Genomic DNA, 16,271 nt, shown 5'->3' with positions numbered 1-16,271 from the left:
CGAATTAATCGGCCGGAGTCCTCATCTCCCGCTATTTCGCACGGCCGCCGAATTCGCCGCACCGCCGCAATTCGGCCTCCTGCAATCACCTTTCTCATTCCACTCAAGGGACAACCATGCCCGAAAAGAGCCAGGAAAAGCCTGCCGAGAACTGGACCACCGCCCTGCGGTATATCTCGGGACGCAAGACCGCCGAGGAATCGCTGGGATTCCTCGCCCACATCAGTTCCACGATCCGCAGCACCGTCGCACCGGCGGACGTCGTGCCGGCCGCGGCCAAGGCGTGTGTGCCGTTCTTCGCCTCCGCCATATCGCTGGAGGCGCCGGCCGTGCACGACGAGCCCGTCGTCCAGGCGCCGGACGAGTTCGCCGCGGCCCTCTCGGAGGTCCGCGCGCTGGCGGAGGCCGAGGGCCGGCCCCAGCTCGTGGTCAGCGATCACGAGGGATTCGCCGCACAGACCGATCCGGCGCTGCTGGAGCGGCTGCGGGAGTGGGGGATCGGTTCCGCCGTCGCTCTCGCGCTGGAGTTCCGCGGGGTCCCGGGCGGGCGCCTCGTCATCGTGCGGGGCCCGGCACACCGCCGCGGCCCGGTGGGGCCGGGCGACCTCGCCCTGGTGTCGGAAGTGGCCGACAGGGTGGCCGCCTTCAACGCCTTCGCCTCTCAGCTGCCCGCCGGCGCGAGCCGGTGAACCGCCACGGCATGAGGGAGTGGTCATGACTGCCACCTGGAAGGACGTGCGCGAGTGGGTCCTCAGCCGCAATCCCGACGTCACCGAACTGAGCGCCGAGACCGACATCATCGACACCCGCATCATCAACTCCCTGCAGTTCGTGGAGCTGGTTCTGCACGTCGAGGAACTGCGCGGAGCCATGCTCGAATCGGCCGAGATCGACCTCGACGCCTTCCGCACCCTGAAGGGCATCGAGGAGAACTTTCTCCGTCCGTAGCGGCAGCGGAAGGAGCGGGTTCGACATGACGCACGAGAGATCCATCGTCCTGCAGGGCGACGTGGAACGGGCCGGGGACGCGGTGGTCTTCCTGCCCCCGGCGGGCAGCGTCACCTCTCCGTACCTGCCCGTGGGCGGGCGGCTGCCCCCCGATCTCCTCGCGGTGCACTGCGAGATACCGGGCCGCGGACGACTGGCCGACGAGCAGCCGGCCGGCACGGTGCGGCAGGCAGTGGACCGGTGGACCGCGGACCTCTCCCGCGACCTGGCGGGACGTCGCCTCTATCTGTTCGGCCACAGCCTGGGAACACTGTTCGCCTACGAAATGGCGGGCCGGTTCGAGGAGGACCCGGTGTGCGAGGTCGCCGGCCTCCTGATATCCGGCGCCCGGGAGCCGGGGCACGTGCCCCGGGACCTGATCGCCACCGCCTTCTCCGCCGTGCGGGCAGAACGCCGCCTCACGGACGAGAAGGGGGACGCGGAAGGCGTTCACCTGACGACCGACCTCCGGATGCGGCGGGAATACCAGGTCGCACGGAAAACGGTTGACGCTCCCCTGGCGCTGCTGTGCGGCAGAGATGACAAATTCGTCCGCGCCGAAGATATGGCCGAATGGAAAAAATTCGTCACAGGCCCTTTCTTCGGAACGTCCACATTCGACGGTGGACACGATTACTATCTCGCCGGGAAAGACCTTCTGGCTTCCACGATAAAAGAACTCGTGGATCACATGAATCAGAGCCCCAAACAACTCAGGAGTGAAAAATGACCATCACCAAGATGCCTGCCACCGACCAGCTCATCGACGTCATCGGCAACAGTTCGGTCGCGATCGCGGTGACCGACGGGGACGGGTCCGTCATCCTGCACAACAAGGCGCTGTCCCTGCTGATGGGCGGGGAGGCGAGTCACCTCGGCGAGCGGATCAAGGTCGCCGGCGCGACCGACGGTCTCAAGGACCTGCTGGCCACGCTCAAGAAGGAGCGCCGGCTGGAGAACGTCGCGGTCGTCTACCGCAGCACGGACGGCCAGGAGCGTTCCGCCCGGGTCAACGCCGTGCGGGTGGAGTCCGGCGGCCAGGTCCGCATCCACTGGGTGAGCCGGCCGGAGCTGGGCGAGCGCCTCCCGGTGTCGAACACGGCCGCGGAGAACACGGCCGCGTCCGACGCCGCCGCCTGGATCCGCTCCGTCGACGACGCCGAGCACCCGGCGCTCGCTCCCACCGCCGACAAGGCCGCGGTCATGCGCGAGTTCTACGAGGTGGCGCCGGTCGCGATCCACCTGATCGGCGTCAACGGCGGGGTCATGCACGCCAACCCGGCCGACGTCGCCCTGGTGGAGTACACCGACACCCCCGACGAGTACGTCGGGCAGCACATCCGCAAGATCTACGAGGACCAGGGCCTGGTCGAGGACTTCCTGTCTCGCTGGGACGAGGATTCGCCGATCATCAACTTCCGCGCGAACTTCGTGACGAAGGACGGTGCTCCGCGACCGGTCCTGATCTTCTCCACGGCGCAGGCCGAGGGCGGCAGCGTCAACAACACCCGGTGCTTCGTCTTCAACGACCCGGAGCCCCGCCGTGCCCGCGACACCATCAGCGCCTTCGGCTGGCCGGCCTAGCAAGTGGGCGGGGGGGGGGCGCGCGGGCACGCCGCCCCCCCCCCCCCGGCCCCCCCCCCCCCCCCCCCCCCCGGCGGGGGGGGGCCCCCCCGTGGGGGGGGGGGGGGGGGCCCGCGCCCCCCCCCCCCCCCCGCCCGTGCCCTCCGCCCCGGCCGGCACGCCGGCCGGGGCTGACCACCATTGTGAGGAAACTGAGGATGGTCAGGACACACTGCCCCTACTGCGCCCTCCAGTGCGGGACCACAATCGAGGTCTCGTCCCGTGAGGGGGTCACGGTCCAGCCGGACGAGGACTTCCCGGTCAACGCGGGCCGTCTGTGCGCCAAGGGCTGGACGGCCCCTCAACTGCTCTCCGCGTCCGACCGGTTGACCTCGCCCCTGCTGCGCGACGGCTCGCGGGCCGCCCATCGGCGGGTCTCGTGGCCGACCGCGCTGGACGACACCGCCACCCGGCTGCGCCGGATCATCGACGAGTCGGGGCCGGATGCGGTCGCCGTCTTCGGCGGCGGCGGGCTGACCAACGAGAAAGCCTACCTGCTGGGCAAGTTCGCCAGAGTCGCACTGGGCACGTCGCAGATCGACTACAACGGCCGCTTCTGCATGTCCTCGGCCGCCGCGGCCGGCACCGCCGCCTTCGGCACGGACCGAGGTCTGCCCTTCCCGGTCACCGATCTGGCGGCGGCGGACGTGGTCCTGCTCGCCGGTGCCAACGTGGCCGAGACGATGCCGCCGCTGATGCAGCATCTGGAGCGGGCCGATCTCATCGTGATAGACCCCCGGTGCTCGGCCACGGCCGAGCGCGCGGCCCTGCATCTGCGTCCGATGCCGGGCACCGATCTGGCTCTGGCACTGGGACTTCTGCACGCCGCCGTGACGGACGGCCACGTGGACCGCTCCTACGTCGCCCGCCGCACGACCGGTTTCGAGGAAGCGTGGCGCCGGGCCGCCGAGTGGTGGCCGGAGCGGGTCGAGCGGGTCACGGGCGTTCCCGTGGCGGACCAGTACGTCGCCGTGAGGATGCTCGCCGCGGCCGGACGCCGCTACGTACTCACCGGAAGGGGTGCGGAACAGCACTCCAAGGGAACGGACACCGTAGCGGCCTACATCAACCTGGCGCTGGCCCTGGGGATGCCGGGCCGGGAAGGCTCCGGCTACGGCTGCCTCACGGGGCAGGGCAACGGGCAGGGCGGGCGGGAGCACGGGCAGAAGGCGGATCAGCTGCCCGGATACCGCAAGATCACGGACCCGGCGGCCCGCGCTCACGTGGCCGGGGTGTGGGGCGTGGATCCGGACGAGCTTCCGGGTGCGGGTCCCAGCGGTTACGAGCTGCTGGACTCCCTCGGCCGCCCCGGCGGGCCCCGGGCCCTGCTGGTGTTCGGTTCGAACCCGGTCGTCTCCGCTCCCGACGCTCGGCGGATCACCGCGCGCCTGGCCGCCCTGGACCTGCTGGTGGTGGCCGACTTCGTCCCGTCGGAAACAGCCCGGATGGCGGATGCCGTGCTGCCGGTCACGCAGTGGGCCGAGGAGGACGGCACGATGACCAACCTGGAGGGGCGGGTGCTCCGCCGGCGCCGTGCTCTCGACCCGCCGGCCGAGGTCCGCAGCGACCTGTGGGTGCTGCGCGAACTCGCCGTCCGCCTGGGGCAGCCCCCCGAGCGGTTCCCCGCCGAGCCCCGCGAGGTCTTCGCCGAGCTGAGGCGCGCGTCGGCCGGCGGTGTCGCGGACTACAGCGGCATCGACTTCGACGGCCTCGACGCTCCCGTGCACTGGCCCAGCCGCAGCGAGGGCGAGTCCACCCCGCGGCTGTTCCTGGACCGCTTCGCCCACGACGACGGGCGTGCCCGGTTCGTCGCGGTGACACATCGTGACGCCGCGGAGCTCCCGGACGCCGCGTACCCCCTGCACGCCACCACCGGCAGGGTGCTGGCGCACTACCAGAGCGGCGCCCAGACCCGGCGCGTTCCCGAACTGGTGGCCGCCGCGGGCGATGCCTTCGTCGAGGTCCATCCGGAGACCGCGCTGCGGGCCAAGGTCCACGACGGTCACCTCGCCCGCGTCGTCTCCCGCCGGGGTGCGACCGTCGCCCGGGTACGCACGGTGGCCTCCCTGCGCACCGACACGGTTTTCCTGCCCTTTCACTTTCCCGACGCCGGACGAGCCAACTCGATCACCAACCCGGCCCTGGACCCCACGTCGGGGATGCCGGAGTTCAAGGTGTGCGCAGCGCGTCTGGAGCCCGTGGACGAGGAACCCGGCGTCGCGGTGGGCGGTCAGCTGTGAGCCGCCGCGTCGTCATCATCGGAAACGGGCCGGCCGGACACCGTCTGGCCGAACTGCTCTGTGCGCGCGCTCCCGGCACCGACGTCACCATTCTGGGCGCGGAGAGCGAACCGGCTTACAACCGGGTGCTGTTGGCCTCGGTCCTGGCGGGCCGGCTGGCCGCGGAGGCGACCTACCTCGCACGGCATCCCGAAGGCAGCGTCCGCGTCCTCACCGGGGTGCGGGTGGAGTCCATCGACCGGCGCAGGCAGGAGGTGCGTACCGGCGAGGGCATGGTCCTCCCCTACGACGACCTGGTTCTGGCGACCGGCGCGGCGTGCTTCCTGCCTCCGGTGCAAGGGCTGACGGAGGAGGACGGGCGGCCCGCCAAGGGCGTGGTCGCTCTGCGTACCCTGGCCGACTGCCGGCTCGTCGAGGACCGGTTGCCGGTGCGGGGCAGCGTCGCCGTCCTGGGTGGCGGAGTGCTGGGCCTGGAGGTGGCGCGTGCCCTGAGCGAGCGGGGGTACGACGTCGATGTCGTGCACGGCGGACCGCATGCGATGGACCGTCAGCTGGGGCCCGCGGCAGGAGATCTGCTGGCGACGGCCCTCGACGGCCTTTCGGTCCGCGTCCTGGCCGGACGCATGGCCACCGCCTGGACCGGTGACCGGCTCACCCTGCGCGACGGCTCCTCGGTCGCGGCCGGGCTGCTGATCGTCTGCGCGGGTGTCGTGCCGGAGACGTCCCTGGCCCGCGATGCCGGGCTGCGGGTCGAACGCGGTGTCGTCGTGGACGAGTACCTCCGCACCAGCGACCCCCGTATCCACGCCCTGGGCGACTGCGCGGAGGCCCACGGCGAGGTCAGCGGGCTCATCGCCCCCGCCTGGGAGCAGGCGGACGTGCTCGCGGGGGTGCTCGCCGGTGAACCGCGCCCGTATGCCGGCACCCGTACGATCACCCGGCTCAAGGCGCGTGGCGTGGACCTGGCCGTCATCGGCGCGGGCGAGAGCGAAGTCGCCGGTGCCGAGACGGTCGTCCTCACGGATCCCGCGCGCGGTCAGTACGCCCGGTTGTCGGTGCTGGACACGCGCGTCGTCGGGGCCGTACTCCTGGGACTCCCGGACTCCGTCGCGGCCGTGAGCCAGCTCTACGACTCCGAGGAGGCGGCGCCCAACGACCGTCTTTCCCTGCTGATGGGCCGGGCCGTGGCCGGCCCCGCGCAGGACCCGGGGTCCCTGCCCGGGCAGACGGTCATCTGCCGTTGCAGCAACGTCACCAAGAACGATCTCGCCACCGCCTGGCTGCGGGGTGCGCGCGAGGAGTCCGAACTCGCCGAAGCCACTCGGGCCACCACGGGCTGCGGAGGGTGCCGCAGCCCGGTGAAGGAGATCTGCCGGTGGCTCCGCGCGAAGCACGAACAGCCCGACGCGGACGCCGCGAGGAGCGGCGACGAGCAGGACCCTCCCGTGGACCACGCCTCCCCGGCCTCTTCGCGGCGGGACGACCACCGTGACCCGGTGCCAGAACTACTGGCCCCCTGACATCGAAGGACTGACTGTGACCAAGATTCTGGTGATCTCCGCAAGCCCCTCGTCCACCTCCAGGACGGAACGCCTCGGTGAACTCGTGGCGGAACAACTGAACACGTACGCGTGGCATACCGAACACCTGAAGGTGCGCACCCTGCCGGCCGCACCCCTGCTCAGCGCGGACGTCGCGCACCCGGCGGTTTCCGCCGCGGTGGACCAGGTGGCCCAGGCGGACGGGATCGTCCTGGCCACTCCCACGTACAAGGCCAGCTTCTCCGGCCTGTTGAAGACCTTTCTGGACCTGCTCCCGCAGTTCGGCTTCTCGGGAAAGGCGGTACTGCCCCTGGCCACCGGCGGCAGTGCGGCACACGTGCTGGCTCTCGATTACGCACTGCGGCCGGTGGCCCACTCGTTGGGGGCCCGCCATGTGGTGCAGAGCTTCTTCCTGCTGGACACGCACCTGGATGTCAGCAGCGGAACACTGCGCATCCTGCCGCCGAGCTCCCAGGGGCTCGCGGAGGTGGTGGAGCAGTTCCGCGAGGCGTTGCCCGCCCCTTCACGACTCCCCCTCCTTGCCGATGAACGCCGATAACTCGCCGTTGTGGAGGATGACCCTCGCCCCGCAGGAGCACCGGCAGTACTCGATCTCGCCCTGCGAGGTCAGGTGGGTGGACTCCAGCCGCCAGCAGGGCTGGGTCAGCGTGGCCGCGCACCCCCGGTTGCGCAGCGGGCACACCTCCCGCGCCGGGCTCGCGTCGCGGTCTGTGTACGGGGGCTTCCGTGCCGGTGCGAGATCTCTTGCGGAAGAGCGCGAGGAAGACATCAGCTCTTCACCTCCTCAGGGGTAGGAGAGTCGGTCGTCGCGGCCGGCCGGCCGGGCACGGCCGGCTCGACGAGGGTCCAGCACAGCAGCCAGGCCAGCGCCGGGAGGGCGATCAGGGGCATGAGGGCGGTCTGCAGGGACGTGACGTCGGCCAGGCGTCCGATCAGGGGGCTGAACAGGCCGCCGATGCTGATCGTCAGCCCGAGCGTGATGCCGCTGGCGGTGCCGACGCGGTTGGGCAGGTAGTCCTGGCCGAGCGTGACCTGGAGCGAGAAGGGGATGTAGAGCCCGGCCGAGGTCAGCGCCACGAACAGGTAGACGGCGGGGCCCGGTACGAACACGAGTCCCGCCACGGCGAGGACGGTCAGGAGGTACGACTGACGCACCACGGTGACGCGGTCCCAGCGGTCCGCCAGTTTGCCGCCGAGGACGGTGCCGACCGCGCCGCCGAGATAGAGCACGACGAGTGCGGCCGTCCCGGCCGCCATGCCGCCGCCGGTGCGCGCCCGTACGTAGAACGCGACGAAGGTGCTCAGGCCGATGAAGACGATCGACCGGCAGATCACCGCGAGAGCCAGTTTCGTGAAGGACGGCCAGTCGTCGCGCCGGGCGGGGGCCTGCGCCGGGGCGCTGGACCCGGCGGCCGTGCGCTCGATCCCGCGCAGCACGGGAAGGCACAGGGCGCTGCCGATCAGGGCGGGGAAGATGAGCAGCGGCGAAAGCCGCAGGCCGCCGGTTCCCACGACCACGGCGATCAGGACCGGGGCGAACGCGAAGCCCAGGTTGCCGCCCAGGGAGAACCAGCCCATGGCCGTGTTGCTGCCCTTGCTCGCGATGCGCGCCACGCGGGCCGATTCCGGATGGTAGGCGGCGACACCGACGCCGCCCACGGCGACGAACACGAGGGTCAGGGCGTAGGAACCGCTCAGTCCGCTCAGCGCGATGCCCAGCCCCCCGACGATCGTGCTCACGGGGAGCAGCCACGGCATCGCACGCCGGTCGGTGAGCACACCGAACAGGGGCTGCGCCACCGAGGAGAGAAGCGATGCGGCGAGCACGATGCCCGAGGCCGCCGCATAGGTGTATGCGCGCTCGGCCACGAAGTACGGGACCAGGGCGGCCACGGCGCCCTGGTAGACATCGACGCAGGCGTGTCCGACGGACAGCAGGGTGATTGCTCGGTTCTTTGCCACCGGACCATCGTCGCCCTGGACTCACGGGCGCGCTTCCGATAAAAGGACAAGTAATGAAGGATATCCGCCATGAGTCGATCGCTCCGACGCGCACCCAGTGGCTGGCGGCGGGGACGGACATCGATGCCCATCGCCATGACGACCACCAGATCATCTACGCCGCGCGCGGCGTCCTGGCCATCACGACGGACATAGGGACGTGGATCGCGCCCGCGACCCGGGCGATCTGGGTGCCGGCGGGCACCGTCCACGCGCACCACGCCCATGGGGCGCTCGACCTGCGTCTGGTCGGACTGCCCGCGACGGACAACCCGCTGGGGCTGGACGCGCCGACCGTGCTGACGGTCAAGCCCCTCCTGCGGGAGCTGATCCTCGCCTACACCCGCGATCCGGACGACGACAGTGCCGAGCGGCGCCGATTGCGGGCCGTGCTGCTGGACCGGCTGGCGGCGTCCGCGCAGCAGGCGCTGCACCTCCCGACCCCCACCGACAGCCGCCTCAAGGAGATCTGCGACATCCTGCGGGCGAACCCCGGTGAACAGCGCACGCTGGCGGCGCTCAGCAAGGAGGCCGGCGTCAGCACCCGTACGCTGTCCCGCCTGTTCACCTCCGACCTCGGCATGACGTTCCCTCAGTGGCGCACCCAGCTACGCCTCTACCAGGCGTTGGTGCTGCTGGCCGAGGGCGTCCCGGTGACCACGGTGGCGCACCGGTGCGGCTGGTCCTCCGCCAGTGCCTTCATCGATGTCTTCCGCCACGCCTACGGCCACACTCCGGGCAGACACCGGATGGGCGGCACGGACGCCTGACGCTCCGTCCGGACGGCGACGGCCGCCGCGTGGCCCCGGGCCACTTCCACGTTGGCCAGGGCCCAGCCCCGCGGCGAGGCCGTGCGGTCCCGCAGGCCGAGGTAGTCGGCGTCCAGCGCGCGGCCGAGCCCCGTGCCGATGCCCTTGAGGTACGCCTCCTTCCGCGTCCAGATGCGGGCGAACGTCAGTGCCGCGTCATGGTCGGCGGCGACCTCCGCCGCCTCCGCCGGATGCAGCACACGGGCGAGGGCCCGCGCTCTGGCGGCCTCGGGCACGGGCTCGATGTCCACTCCCAGGGGCCGGGCGGCGATCCCGATGAGCACCGAGTCGCCGCCGTACGAGAGGGAGAAGTGGGTCCGCCCGGCCGGGTCGAGGACGACCGGCCGGCCCTCCTGCGACCCACTCCCTCCCGGGCGGGGTTCGCGGGCGAACCGGACGTCCGCCGCCGGGACGCCGAGCCGCTCCCCCAGCAGCCGGCGCAGCCAGATGTGTGCCGCGGCGTACCGCACGCCGGTTCCGGGGTCGCCGATCCGACGCAGGTTCCGGCGTTCCTCCTCGCCCAGGAGGGTGGGATCGAGGTCGGGTCCGCTCGCCGTGTGCGGCTCCAGCAGCCATAACTCCGCCTCCTCCACCGCGGCGTCGGCGAAGGGTCCCGCCGCCGCCACCGGGCGGATCACGGTGTGAGGAGACGTTCGGCGCTCAGTCCGGCGTTGCGGGGAGCGCCGAGGTCCCGAGAGAGGCTGCGGGCGATCTCCCGCGTCGCGATGGCCCCTTCGTGGTGTGCGGACTCGTCCAGGAAGCGCTCGACCGGACCGACCAGCGCGACGGCGCCGGCCACCTGTCCGGTGTGGTCGAAGACGGGCGCCGCGACCGAGGCGTCTCCGAGCGTGGACTCCTGGTTGTCCAGCGCGTACCCGATCTCGCGTACGCCTCGCAGTTGCTCGTCCAGGACCTTCGGGTCGTCGATGCTGGCGCCGGTCACCCGGGTCAGCTCCGTGCCCAGCAGTGCGGTGCGCTGCCCGGGCGGCAGGAACGCCACGATCGCCTTGCCCAAGGCGCAGGTGTTCCATGGGAGGCTGGCTCCGGTATCCAGTGTCTGCACCGTGGCGCCGGGGCGGGGAGCGTGGTGGATCACGAGGACCTGCCGGTCCACCATGACCCCCACCCAGACCGCGGATCCCGTGCGGGTGGCGAGGATGTCCGCCCAGGTGACGGCCCTGATCCGCAGCTTGTGGGAGTCCAGGTAGGCGTTGCCCAGCGTGACGAGCCCGGGCCCCAGCTGGTACTTGCTGGTCTCCACGTCCTGCGTGACCAGACCCTCCGACTCCAGTGTGCGCAGCAAGGCATGGGCGGTGGGCTTGGCCACGTTGAGCCGTATCGCCAGCTCACTGACTCCGAGCCGTTGGGTCCCCGTCGCCAATTCCTTGAGTACCTGGACCGCTCGGTGCACCGCTTGAACCATGGATTTTCCCCTTGGAAGTCACAGCCGAACACGCCTAGCCAGATCATGAACCTCGTTCACACATGACTCTAGTTGTGCGCACTCCTGGAAAAGTACCGTTCGAATATCGTAGCGGTTGTGAACAGCGTTCGGTCGAGGGTGCTCCCACGACAGCGGAAAACGCGGTGCCATGGGGAGCGTCACGTCCGGCCGGAGGCCGGGTGACCTGCCGCGTCACCCAAGGCCCCGGCACACGGCGCGCGTCACGCCCCCGGGGACTCCAGGGAATCCGGAGGTACGCTCTCGCACAAAGTTTCGAATGCGATACGGACATCGGCTTCGGTGGTCCGCCAATTGCCGAACGCCGCGCGCAGCGCCGGAACACCCGCGTACACGGTCGGGGTGAGAAACACCCGACCGGCCGCTTTCCCGGAGAGTGCGGCCAGCCGCGCGGGGGTGGGGTTCTCGGCAAGAGTGAAGCACACGACGTTGAGCCGCACCGGAGCCAGCATCCGCAGACCCGGAGCGGCGTCGATGGACGCGGCCAGGGAGCGGGCGCACGCCATGCACCGTTCGACGATCTCCCGGTGCCCCTCCCGCCCGTAGGCACGGAGCGTGAACCACGCCGCCAGCGCACGCAGCCGCTGGGAATTCTCCGGCGTCCGGTGCACACGGTCGACCCCGCCCCCCGCGGCATCGGGGCGAGCGGCCGCATCGGGACCGAGGTAGACCGCGGCATTGCGGAAGACACGGATCTGCAAATCCTGACGGCGGGTGAACTGCACCGCGCTGTCGTAGGGCACGTTCAGCCACTTGTGGAGGTCCACGCAGACCGAGTCGGCCTCGTCCATGCCGTCCACCAGGTACGCCGACGCGGGGGAGAGCGCGGCGAACCCTCCGAAAGCGGCGTCCACGTGGAGCCAGAAGTCGTAGCGGTCGCGCAGCCGCACGATGGCGCGGAGGTCGTCGAAGTCGCCCGAGTTGACCGTACCCGCGTTCGCCACGACGACACACGGGCCGTCGGCCTGTTCGAGGGCCGCCTCCAGCGCGACGGGGTCCACCGCCTCCCTCCCGGCCAGGGTGGGGACGAGGACCAGCGACCTCCTGCCCAGGCCCAGCATCGACAGGCTCTTGGGCACACTCGAATGAGGGCTTCCGGACAGCACCCGCACCGCTCCCAGCGCGGCCGCCCCCTCTTCGGCGGGAGAGACGCCGAGCCGCTCCCCCAGCCATTCCCGGGCCACGGCGAGACCGACCATGTTGGACATCGTCGCCCCGCTGACCAAGGTCCCTTCCTGCTCGCGGGACAGCCCGAACAGATCGCGGAGCCAGGCGACCGTCTCGCGTTCCAGTTCCTGCCCGGCGCCGTCGAGCGAGGAGAAGGAGTTCTGGTCCGCCGCGGCCGTCAGCCAGTCCCCCGCGAGGGCGGCGGGAGTCACACCGCCGGTGACGAAACCCCAGTACCGCGGACCCGCGCTCGCCGACAGGCCGGGCTCCCAGCGCTCCGCGAAGTCCCCGAGCGCGGCGCGCAGACCACTCCCCCGCTCAGGAAGACCGGCCGCCCGCGAACCCTCGAACGGCGGAACGACCTCCCGCTCCTCCACCCCGTCGAGGAAGGCTGTCGCATGCTCTCTCACGGACTGCAGAAGCGAGGGGAGACGCGCCAGATCCGCCGCCAGGTCAGGATGCACAGCTGCACTCCGTTCGTCACAAGCAGAAAGGTTACGGCGCTGGGCGCCCCCATCGGCTCCAGCATGACCGGCTCCACGGAACCGGGCCAGAGGCCGCCTCAAGGGGCCGCCTCGGCCCGCAACCCGCGTCCACAGCAATGGAGTTGACCGGCCAGTCCGGCCTAGCGTCTCAGCCCGGCTCTGCGCGTGGCAATCGCGACAGGCCGGTCCGCCCTCCGAAATGACACCTTCGCAAGGCCCCCGGTCCAACGTTCCGCACCCCCGGCCGGCTCACCACCCCACCGCGGGAAACCCGAGGTCAGCCACACCGGCCACGTCGGCCGGACCCGGCCCCGTACGGGGCCGGACACCGGGTCGCCCGGCGAATCGAAGGGTCCGTGCGAAAACTCGCGGAACCCGACGGGGGCGCCGCGCATGCACACACCGTACGCAAGCGCAAGGGCGCCGGGCTGCGACCGCCGACGTGTCACACGCCGCTGCGGGCCGCCGGCCGCCGGGCCGCATGACCCGCAGCACCCTCAGGACCCACAGGACCCACAGGACCGACGACACTGCCCGACCACGATCCCCGGCCCGGATCCCGGGCCGCCGCGGCAACAACGCACGTACGATACGGTCAGGTTGGGTCAGAGCCAGCACCCCAGCGTGTAGACCGCCAGGAAAACGCAGAGCATCAACTGCACCGCCCCCACGACCCGGTTGCCGATCCACAGCAACACGACGGCCGTCACGCCGACCGCCAGGGCCAGACCACCGAAGCCCAGCACCGGCTCCCAACCCGGGGGCGGCACGCCGGCCGTTGCCTGTCCGGCGCCGGCATCCACCCGGCCCAGCCCGCGGACGGCGAGCACGATGACCACCAACAGCGCGGCCGCCACGTCCGCGATCAGCACGAGAAGCAGGAGACAACCTGCGGTGAGGGCACGCTCCGCGCCGGAGGACTGATGGTCGGTGAGTTCGGGCATGGCTTGACGATCGCCTGGAACCGATACTTTCGAACGGTCCGTGGCCGAGCCGCAACCCAGGCGTTCTCCGCCCTACATGCGCCTACCTGCCTACCCGGTCCCGGTGACCTCTCCCAGGCGCTCAGTTTGAGCGGTAGGGGTAGCGGAGGACCTGCGTCCCGAGAAGCGTGTGCAGTTCGTAGTTCGGGAGACTGGAGAGGTTCCTCCGGTGAAGGCAAAGCCCCCCAGCGTCGGCGGCGTCCGGTCGACAGGCTTGAGGGGCCCTTGCGCGACCATGAGAGCCAGGTGGGAGCTCTGGGGTCGGGCGCCGTGCCGCTGGTCAGCGGCGAGGGGTGTGCAACGTGTCGACGCTGATCGTCAGCAGCACGCGTTCCTGCTGCTGGGCGCCGAACTGCGGGTAGGGGCGGCCCAGATACTTGTGCGCCAGTTTGTCGATGTGCTCCTCGGCGTCCTGCGTCGTGGCCGATGCGACGGTGCCACGGGCCGCCCAGTAGCGGGCCGGCGCGGCCGGGTCGGCGATGGCGACGGCGACGCGCGGGTCGCGGGCGATGTTCTTCGTCTTCTGGTGTGTGGTCACCGTGTTGATGAGGATGTCGTCGTCATCGGTGTCGACCCGCGTCTGGGTGATCTGCGGGGATCCGTCGGGCATGAGGGTGGTCAGGAAGCAGAGGGCCGGTGTGTGCAGGACATCGACCAGGTCATTCGGCAGGTTCATCGGCGACCTTCTTCTCTCGCGGTGTGGCGGGGACGCCGTAAAGGCGATCGATGAGTTCTTCGTCCGGTTGCCTGGCGGGCAGCTCGGCGTGCTGGAGCCCGGCGAGTGCCACGGTCAGGGCGCGTCGCCACAGATCCGGGTCGATGCCTCGGGCGGTATCCATCACCGAACCGACCATGAGGTGGACCGTGACCAAGTCGGCGGGCGTGACCGTGGCCGGTAGCCGGCCGGCCCGGATCGCCCGCTCGAGCAGATCTGCCGCGAGTGGCGTGATCTGGGCACGCCCCCGGCTCACGAGTTCGGACGACTGATGACCGCCGCGCAACAGCTGGCCGAGGCCACGGTTGCCTGCCTCCAGTTCGAGCTGCCGCTCCATGAACCAGGTGAGTCCGGTCCAGGGGTCGTCGGACTGACACGCCTGCCGGGCAAGCTCGACGACGGCCTCGATGTGCTCGGCGAACAAGATGTCCACGAGCTCCTGCCGATCGGGGAACCGACGGTAGACGGTGCCCATGCCGGTGCCGGCCGCGGTGGCGATCTCCTCGTACGACACCTCCAGTCCGTCACGCACCATCAGGGCGTGCGCTGTTTCCAGCAGGAGCCGGCGGTTGCGCTCCGCGTCGCGGCGCAGGGGACGTTCTGCCATGTGCACACCGTAACAAGTGGAAAAACTCTTCTCAAGTTGAATCCGAATTCCACTTAGGCGTTACGGTGGTGTCCGCCCCCATCCAAGGAGATGCCGCATGTCACCCCAGCCCGCGAGTGTCGAGCCCTTCCGCGTTGCAGTGGACGCCCGGGAACTCGACCGTCTTGTCCGCCGCCTCGCCGATACGCGCTGGCCGGACCGGGAAACCGGCCCGGGCCAGGGCCCGCGGCTGGAGCAGATCCGCGCGCTGTGCGACCACTGGGCCACCGACTATGACTGGCGGCGTTGCGAGAAGGAGATCAACGACGTCGGGTCGTTCCGTACCTGCCTCGACGGCGTGGGCGTGCACTTTCTGCACGCGCGCTCGCCCGAACCCTCGGCGCTCCCGCTCCTGCTCTGCCATGGCTGGCCTGGCTCGATCCTCGAATTCCGCCACCTGATCGGGCCGCTGACCAATCCCGTCGCGCACGGCGGCCGGGCCGAGGACGCCTTCCATGTCGTCATTCCCTCGATGCCCGGCTTCGGCTTCTCCGACAAGCCCACCGCGCCTGGCTGGGGAGTCCCCCGAATCGCCGACGCCTGGGTCACGCTCATGGACCGTCTCGGCTACGGCGAGTGGGTCGCACAGGGGGGCGACTGGGGGTCGGCCGTCGTGGAAGCGATCAGCCGCAAGGCACCCGAGGGTTTCCTCGGCATGCATGTCAACTTGCCGATGGTCTTCCCCACCGCCCAGGAGATCAGCGAGGCGACACCGGACGAGCAGCGCATGCTGGCCGCAGCGCGGAACTACCGGACACTGCTCGACGGCTACTTCAAGGAGCAGTCCACCCGGCCGCAGACCATCGGCTACTCGCTCGCCGACTCGCCTGCCGGGCTGGCCGCATGGATCTACACGCTCTTCCAGGACGTCACGGACAGCGACGCCGATCCCGAATCGGTCATCGACCGCGACGACATTCTGGACGACATCATGATGTATTGGCTGCCCAATGCCGGTGCATCCTCGGCACGCCTGTACTGGGAAGCACGGCAAGAGGCGCCCACCCCGTCCGAGCCGAACCAGGTGCCGGCCGGATTCAGCATTTTCCCCGGTGAGGCCATCCAGGCTTCCCAGCGGTGGATCGAACGGCGGTACACCAACGTCCTCCACTACCGCCAACTGGACCACGGCGGGCATTTCGCAGCCCTCGAGCAGCCCGCGGTCCTCACTGATGAGATCCGGACGACCTTTCGCTCACTCCGCTGAGACGAGCCGGGGGGCGTGAACACGGCGGCCGGGAAGGGATGCCGCCGGCCGTCTCACGGACCGGCCGCCGTGCCCGGAGCCTGCGGGCGCCGCCTCCCTCGGAGGGCGATGCGGTCGTGCCGACATCGCAGTCCGGCGTGACCGTGGGCGGACTCGTGCAGCACGCGCATATGGCCCCGAGAGGTCTCTCTCGCCCGATCCGCCCGCCTATCGGGCAATTCTTGGAGTGCGGCACAGGCGGGGTTGGTGTGGCGGGCGATGCCTGCGGGCAAAAAAGGCACTCTGTAACGGGACTGTAAAACGTTCGGTGTAACTCCCGATCATGGAAGATGCATCGATGACCAGCAACAACGTGACCGAGGCCGAGGTCGGCGAACCGTCTGA

General features: G+C 70.5%; 17 protein-coding genes. 9 read left to right on the top strand and 8 right to left on the bottom strand.

Going from position 1 to position 16,271, the window contains the following annotated elements:
• Nucleotides 1-116 precede the first annotated feature (116 nt).
• From ACIQMU_RS15950 to ssuE, 7 genes are all read left to right on the top strand, one after another.
• Nucleotides 117-689: a hypothetical protein gene (locus ACIQMU_RS15950; protein ID WP_352243242.1), complete on the top strand. Its 573-nt coding sequence runs from the start codon at nt 117-119 to the stop codon at nt 687-689.
• Between the two features lie 25 nt (nt 690-714).
• Nucleotides 715-948 (top strand): acyl carrier protein, encoded by a 234-nt coding sequence (locus ACIQMU_RS15945; protein ID WP_352243243.1) that lies wholly within the window; start codon nt 715-717, stop codon nt 946-948.
• Nucleotides 949-973: 25 nt separating this feature from the next.
• Nucleotides 974-1,717 carry a thioesterase II family protein gene (locus ACIQMU_RS15940; protein WP_402689035.1) on the top strand — a complete coding sequence of 248 codons (744 nt, stop codon included), beginning with the start codon at nt 974-976 and terminating at the stop codon, nt 1,715-1,717.
• Nucleotides 1,714-2,571, top strand: coding sequence for a PAS domain-containing protein (locus tag ACIQMU_RS15935; protein ID WP_352243245.1), 858 nt, complete (start codon nt 1,714-1,716; stop codon nt 2,569-2,571). The genes ACIQMU_RS15940 and ACIQMU_RS15935 overlap by 4 nt, the downstream gene beginning before the upstream one ends.
• A gap of 197 nt (nt 2,572-2,768) precedes the next feature.
• Nucleotides 2,769-4,850, top strand: a complete 2,082-nt coding sequence (locus ACIQMU_RS15930; protein WP_402689034.1) for a molybdopterin oxidoreductase family protein — start codon at nt 2,769-2,771, stop codon at nt 4,848-4,850.
• Nucleotides 4,847-6,370, top strand: a complete 1,524-nt coding sequence (locus tag ACIQMU_RS15925) for an FAD-dependent oxidoreductase (protein WP_352244058.1) — start codon at nt 4,847-4,849, stop codon at nt 6,368-6,370. The genes ACIQMU_RS15930 and ACIQMU_RS15925 overlap by 4 nt, the downstream gene beginning before the upstream one ends.
• A gap of 16 nt (nt 6,371-6,386) precedes the next feature.
• Complete coding sequence (gene ssuE, locus ACIQMU_RS15920; protein ID WP_352244057.1) at nt 6,387-6,950, top strand: NADPH-dependent FMN reductase; 564 nt, start codon at nt 6,387-6,389, stop codon at nt 6,948-6,950.
• Here the strand turns inward: ssuE and ACIQMU_RS15915 are convergent.
• The gene (locus ACIQMU_RS15915; protein ID WP_402689033.1) at nt 6,915-7,181 is read right to left on the bottom strand and encodes a hypothetical protein; all 267 of its coding nucleotides are present in this window, start codon (nt 7,179-7,181) and stop codon (nt 6,915-6,917) included. The two genes, ssuE and ACIQMU_RS15915, sit on opposite strands and share 36 nt — an antisense overlap.
• Entirely contained in the window at nt 7,181-8,374 is a 1,194-nt protein-coding gene (locus tag ACIQMU_RS15910; protein ID WP_352244055.1) for an MFS transporter, read from the bottom strand. Before ACIQMU_RS15910 ends, ACIQMU_RS15915 begins: the two co-directional genes overlap by 1 nt.
• Before the next feature lie 53 nt (nt 8,375-8,427).
• Between ACIQMU_RS15910 and ACIQMU_RS15905 the strand changes: the two genes are divergently transcribed.
• Complete coding sequence (locus tag ACIQMU_RS15905) at nt 8,428-9,183, top strand: helix-turn-helix transcriptional regulator (RefSeq protein ID WP_352244054.1); 756 nt, start codon at nt 8,428-8,430, stop codon at nt 9,181-9,183.
• On the opposite strand, the gene ACIQMU_RS15900 is transcribed toward ACIQMU_RS15905, so the two are convergent.
• From ACIQMU_RS15900 to ACIQMU_RS15875, 6 genes are all read right to left on the bottom strand, one after another.
• A complete protein-coding gene (locus ACIQMU_RS15900; protein WP_402689032.1) occupies nt 9,135-9,860 on the bottom strand; it encodes a 4'-phosphopantetheinyl transferase family protein in 726 nt (241 codons plus the stop codon). The two genes, ACIQMU_RS15905 and ACIQMU_RS15900, sit on opposite strands and share 49 nt — an antisense overlap.
• Nucleotides 9,857-10,645 carry an IclR family transcriptional regulator gene (locus ACIQMU_RS15895; RefSeq protein WP_352244052.1) on the bottom strand — a complete coding sequence of 263 codons (789 nt, stop codon included), beginning with the start codon at nt 10,643-10,645 and terminating at the stop codon, nt 9,857-9,859. Before ACIQMU_RS15895 ends, ACIQMU_RS15900 begins: the two co-directional genes overlap by 4 nt.
• A 242-nt stretch (nt 10,646-10,887) precedes the next feature.
• Complete coding sequence (locus tag ACIQMU_RS15890) at nt 10,888-12,315, bottom strand: pyridoxal-dependent decarboxylase (RefSeq protein ID WP_352244051.1); 1,428 nt, start codon at nt 12,313-12,315, stop codon at nt 10,888-10,890.
• Between the two features lie 626 nt (nt 12,316-12,941).
• Entirely contained in the window at nt 12,942-13,280 is a 339-nt protein-coding gene (locus ACIQMU_RS15885) for an inner-membrane translocator (RefSeq protein WP_402689031.1), read from the bottom strand.
• Between the two features lie 319 nt (nt 13,281-13,599).
• Nucleotides 13,600-13,995: a TIGR03618 family F420-dependent PPOX class oxidoreductase gene (locus ACIQMU_RS15880; protein WP_402689030.1), complete on the bottom strand. Its 396-nt coding sequence runs from the start codon at nt 13,993-13,995 to the stop codon at nt 13,600-13,602.
• Nucleotides 13,979-14,641 carry a TetR/AcrR family transcriptional regulator gene (locus tag ACIQMU_RS15875; protein ID WP_352244047.1) on the bottom strand — a complete coding sequence of 221 codons (663 nt, stop codon included), beginning with the start codon at nt 14,639-14,641 and terminating at the stop codon, nt 13,979-13,981. The genes ACIQMU_RS15880 and ACIQMU_RS15875 overlap by 17 nt, the downstream gene beginning before the upstream one ends.
• A gap of 97 nt (nt 14,642-14,738) precedes the next feature.
• On the opposite strand from ACIQMU_RS15875, the gene ACIQMU_RS15870 reads away from it, so the two are divergent.
• Nucleotides 14,739-15,887 carry an epoxide hydrolase family protein gene (locus ACIQMU_RS15870; RefSeq protein WP_402689029.1) on the top strand — a complete coding sequence of 383 codons (1,149 nt, stop codon included), beginning with the start codon at nt 14,739-14,741 and terminating at the stop codon, nt 15,885-15,887.
• Nucleotides 15,888-16,271 lie beyond the last annotated feature (384 nt).

The sequence above is a fragment of the Streptomyces sp. NPDC091649 genome, assembly GCF_044756785.1.
Taxonomy (GTDB): Bacteria; Actinomycetota; Actinomycetes; order Streptomycetales; family Streptomycetaceae; genus Streptomyces.
The sequence above is the reverse complement of the archived record's forward strand: the minus strand, read 5'-3'. Positions and strand labels throughout refer to the sequence as shown.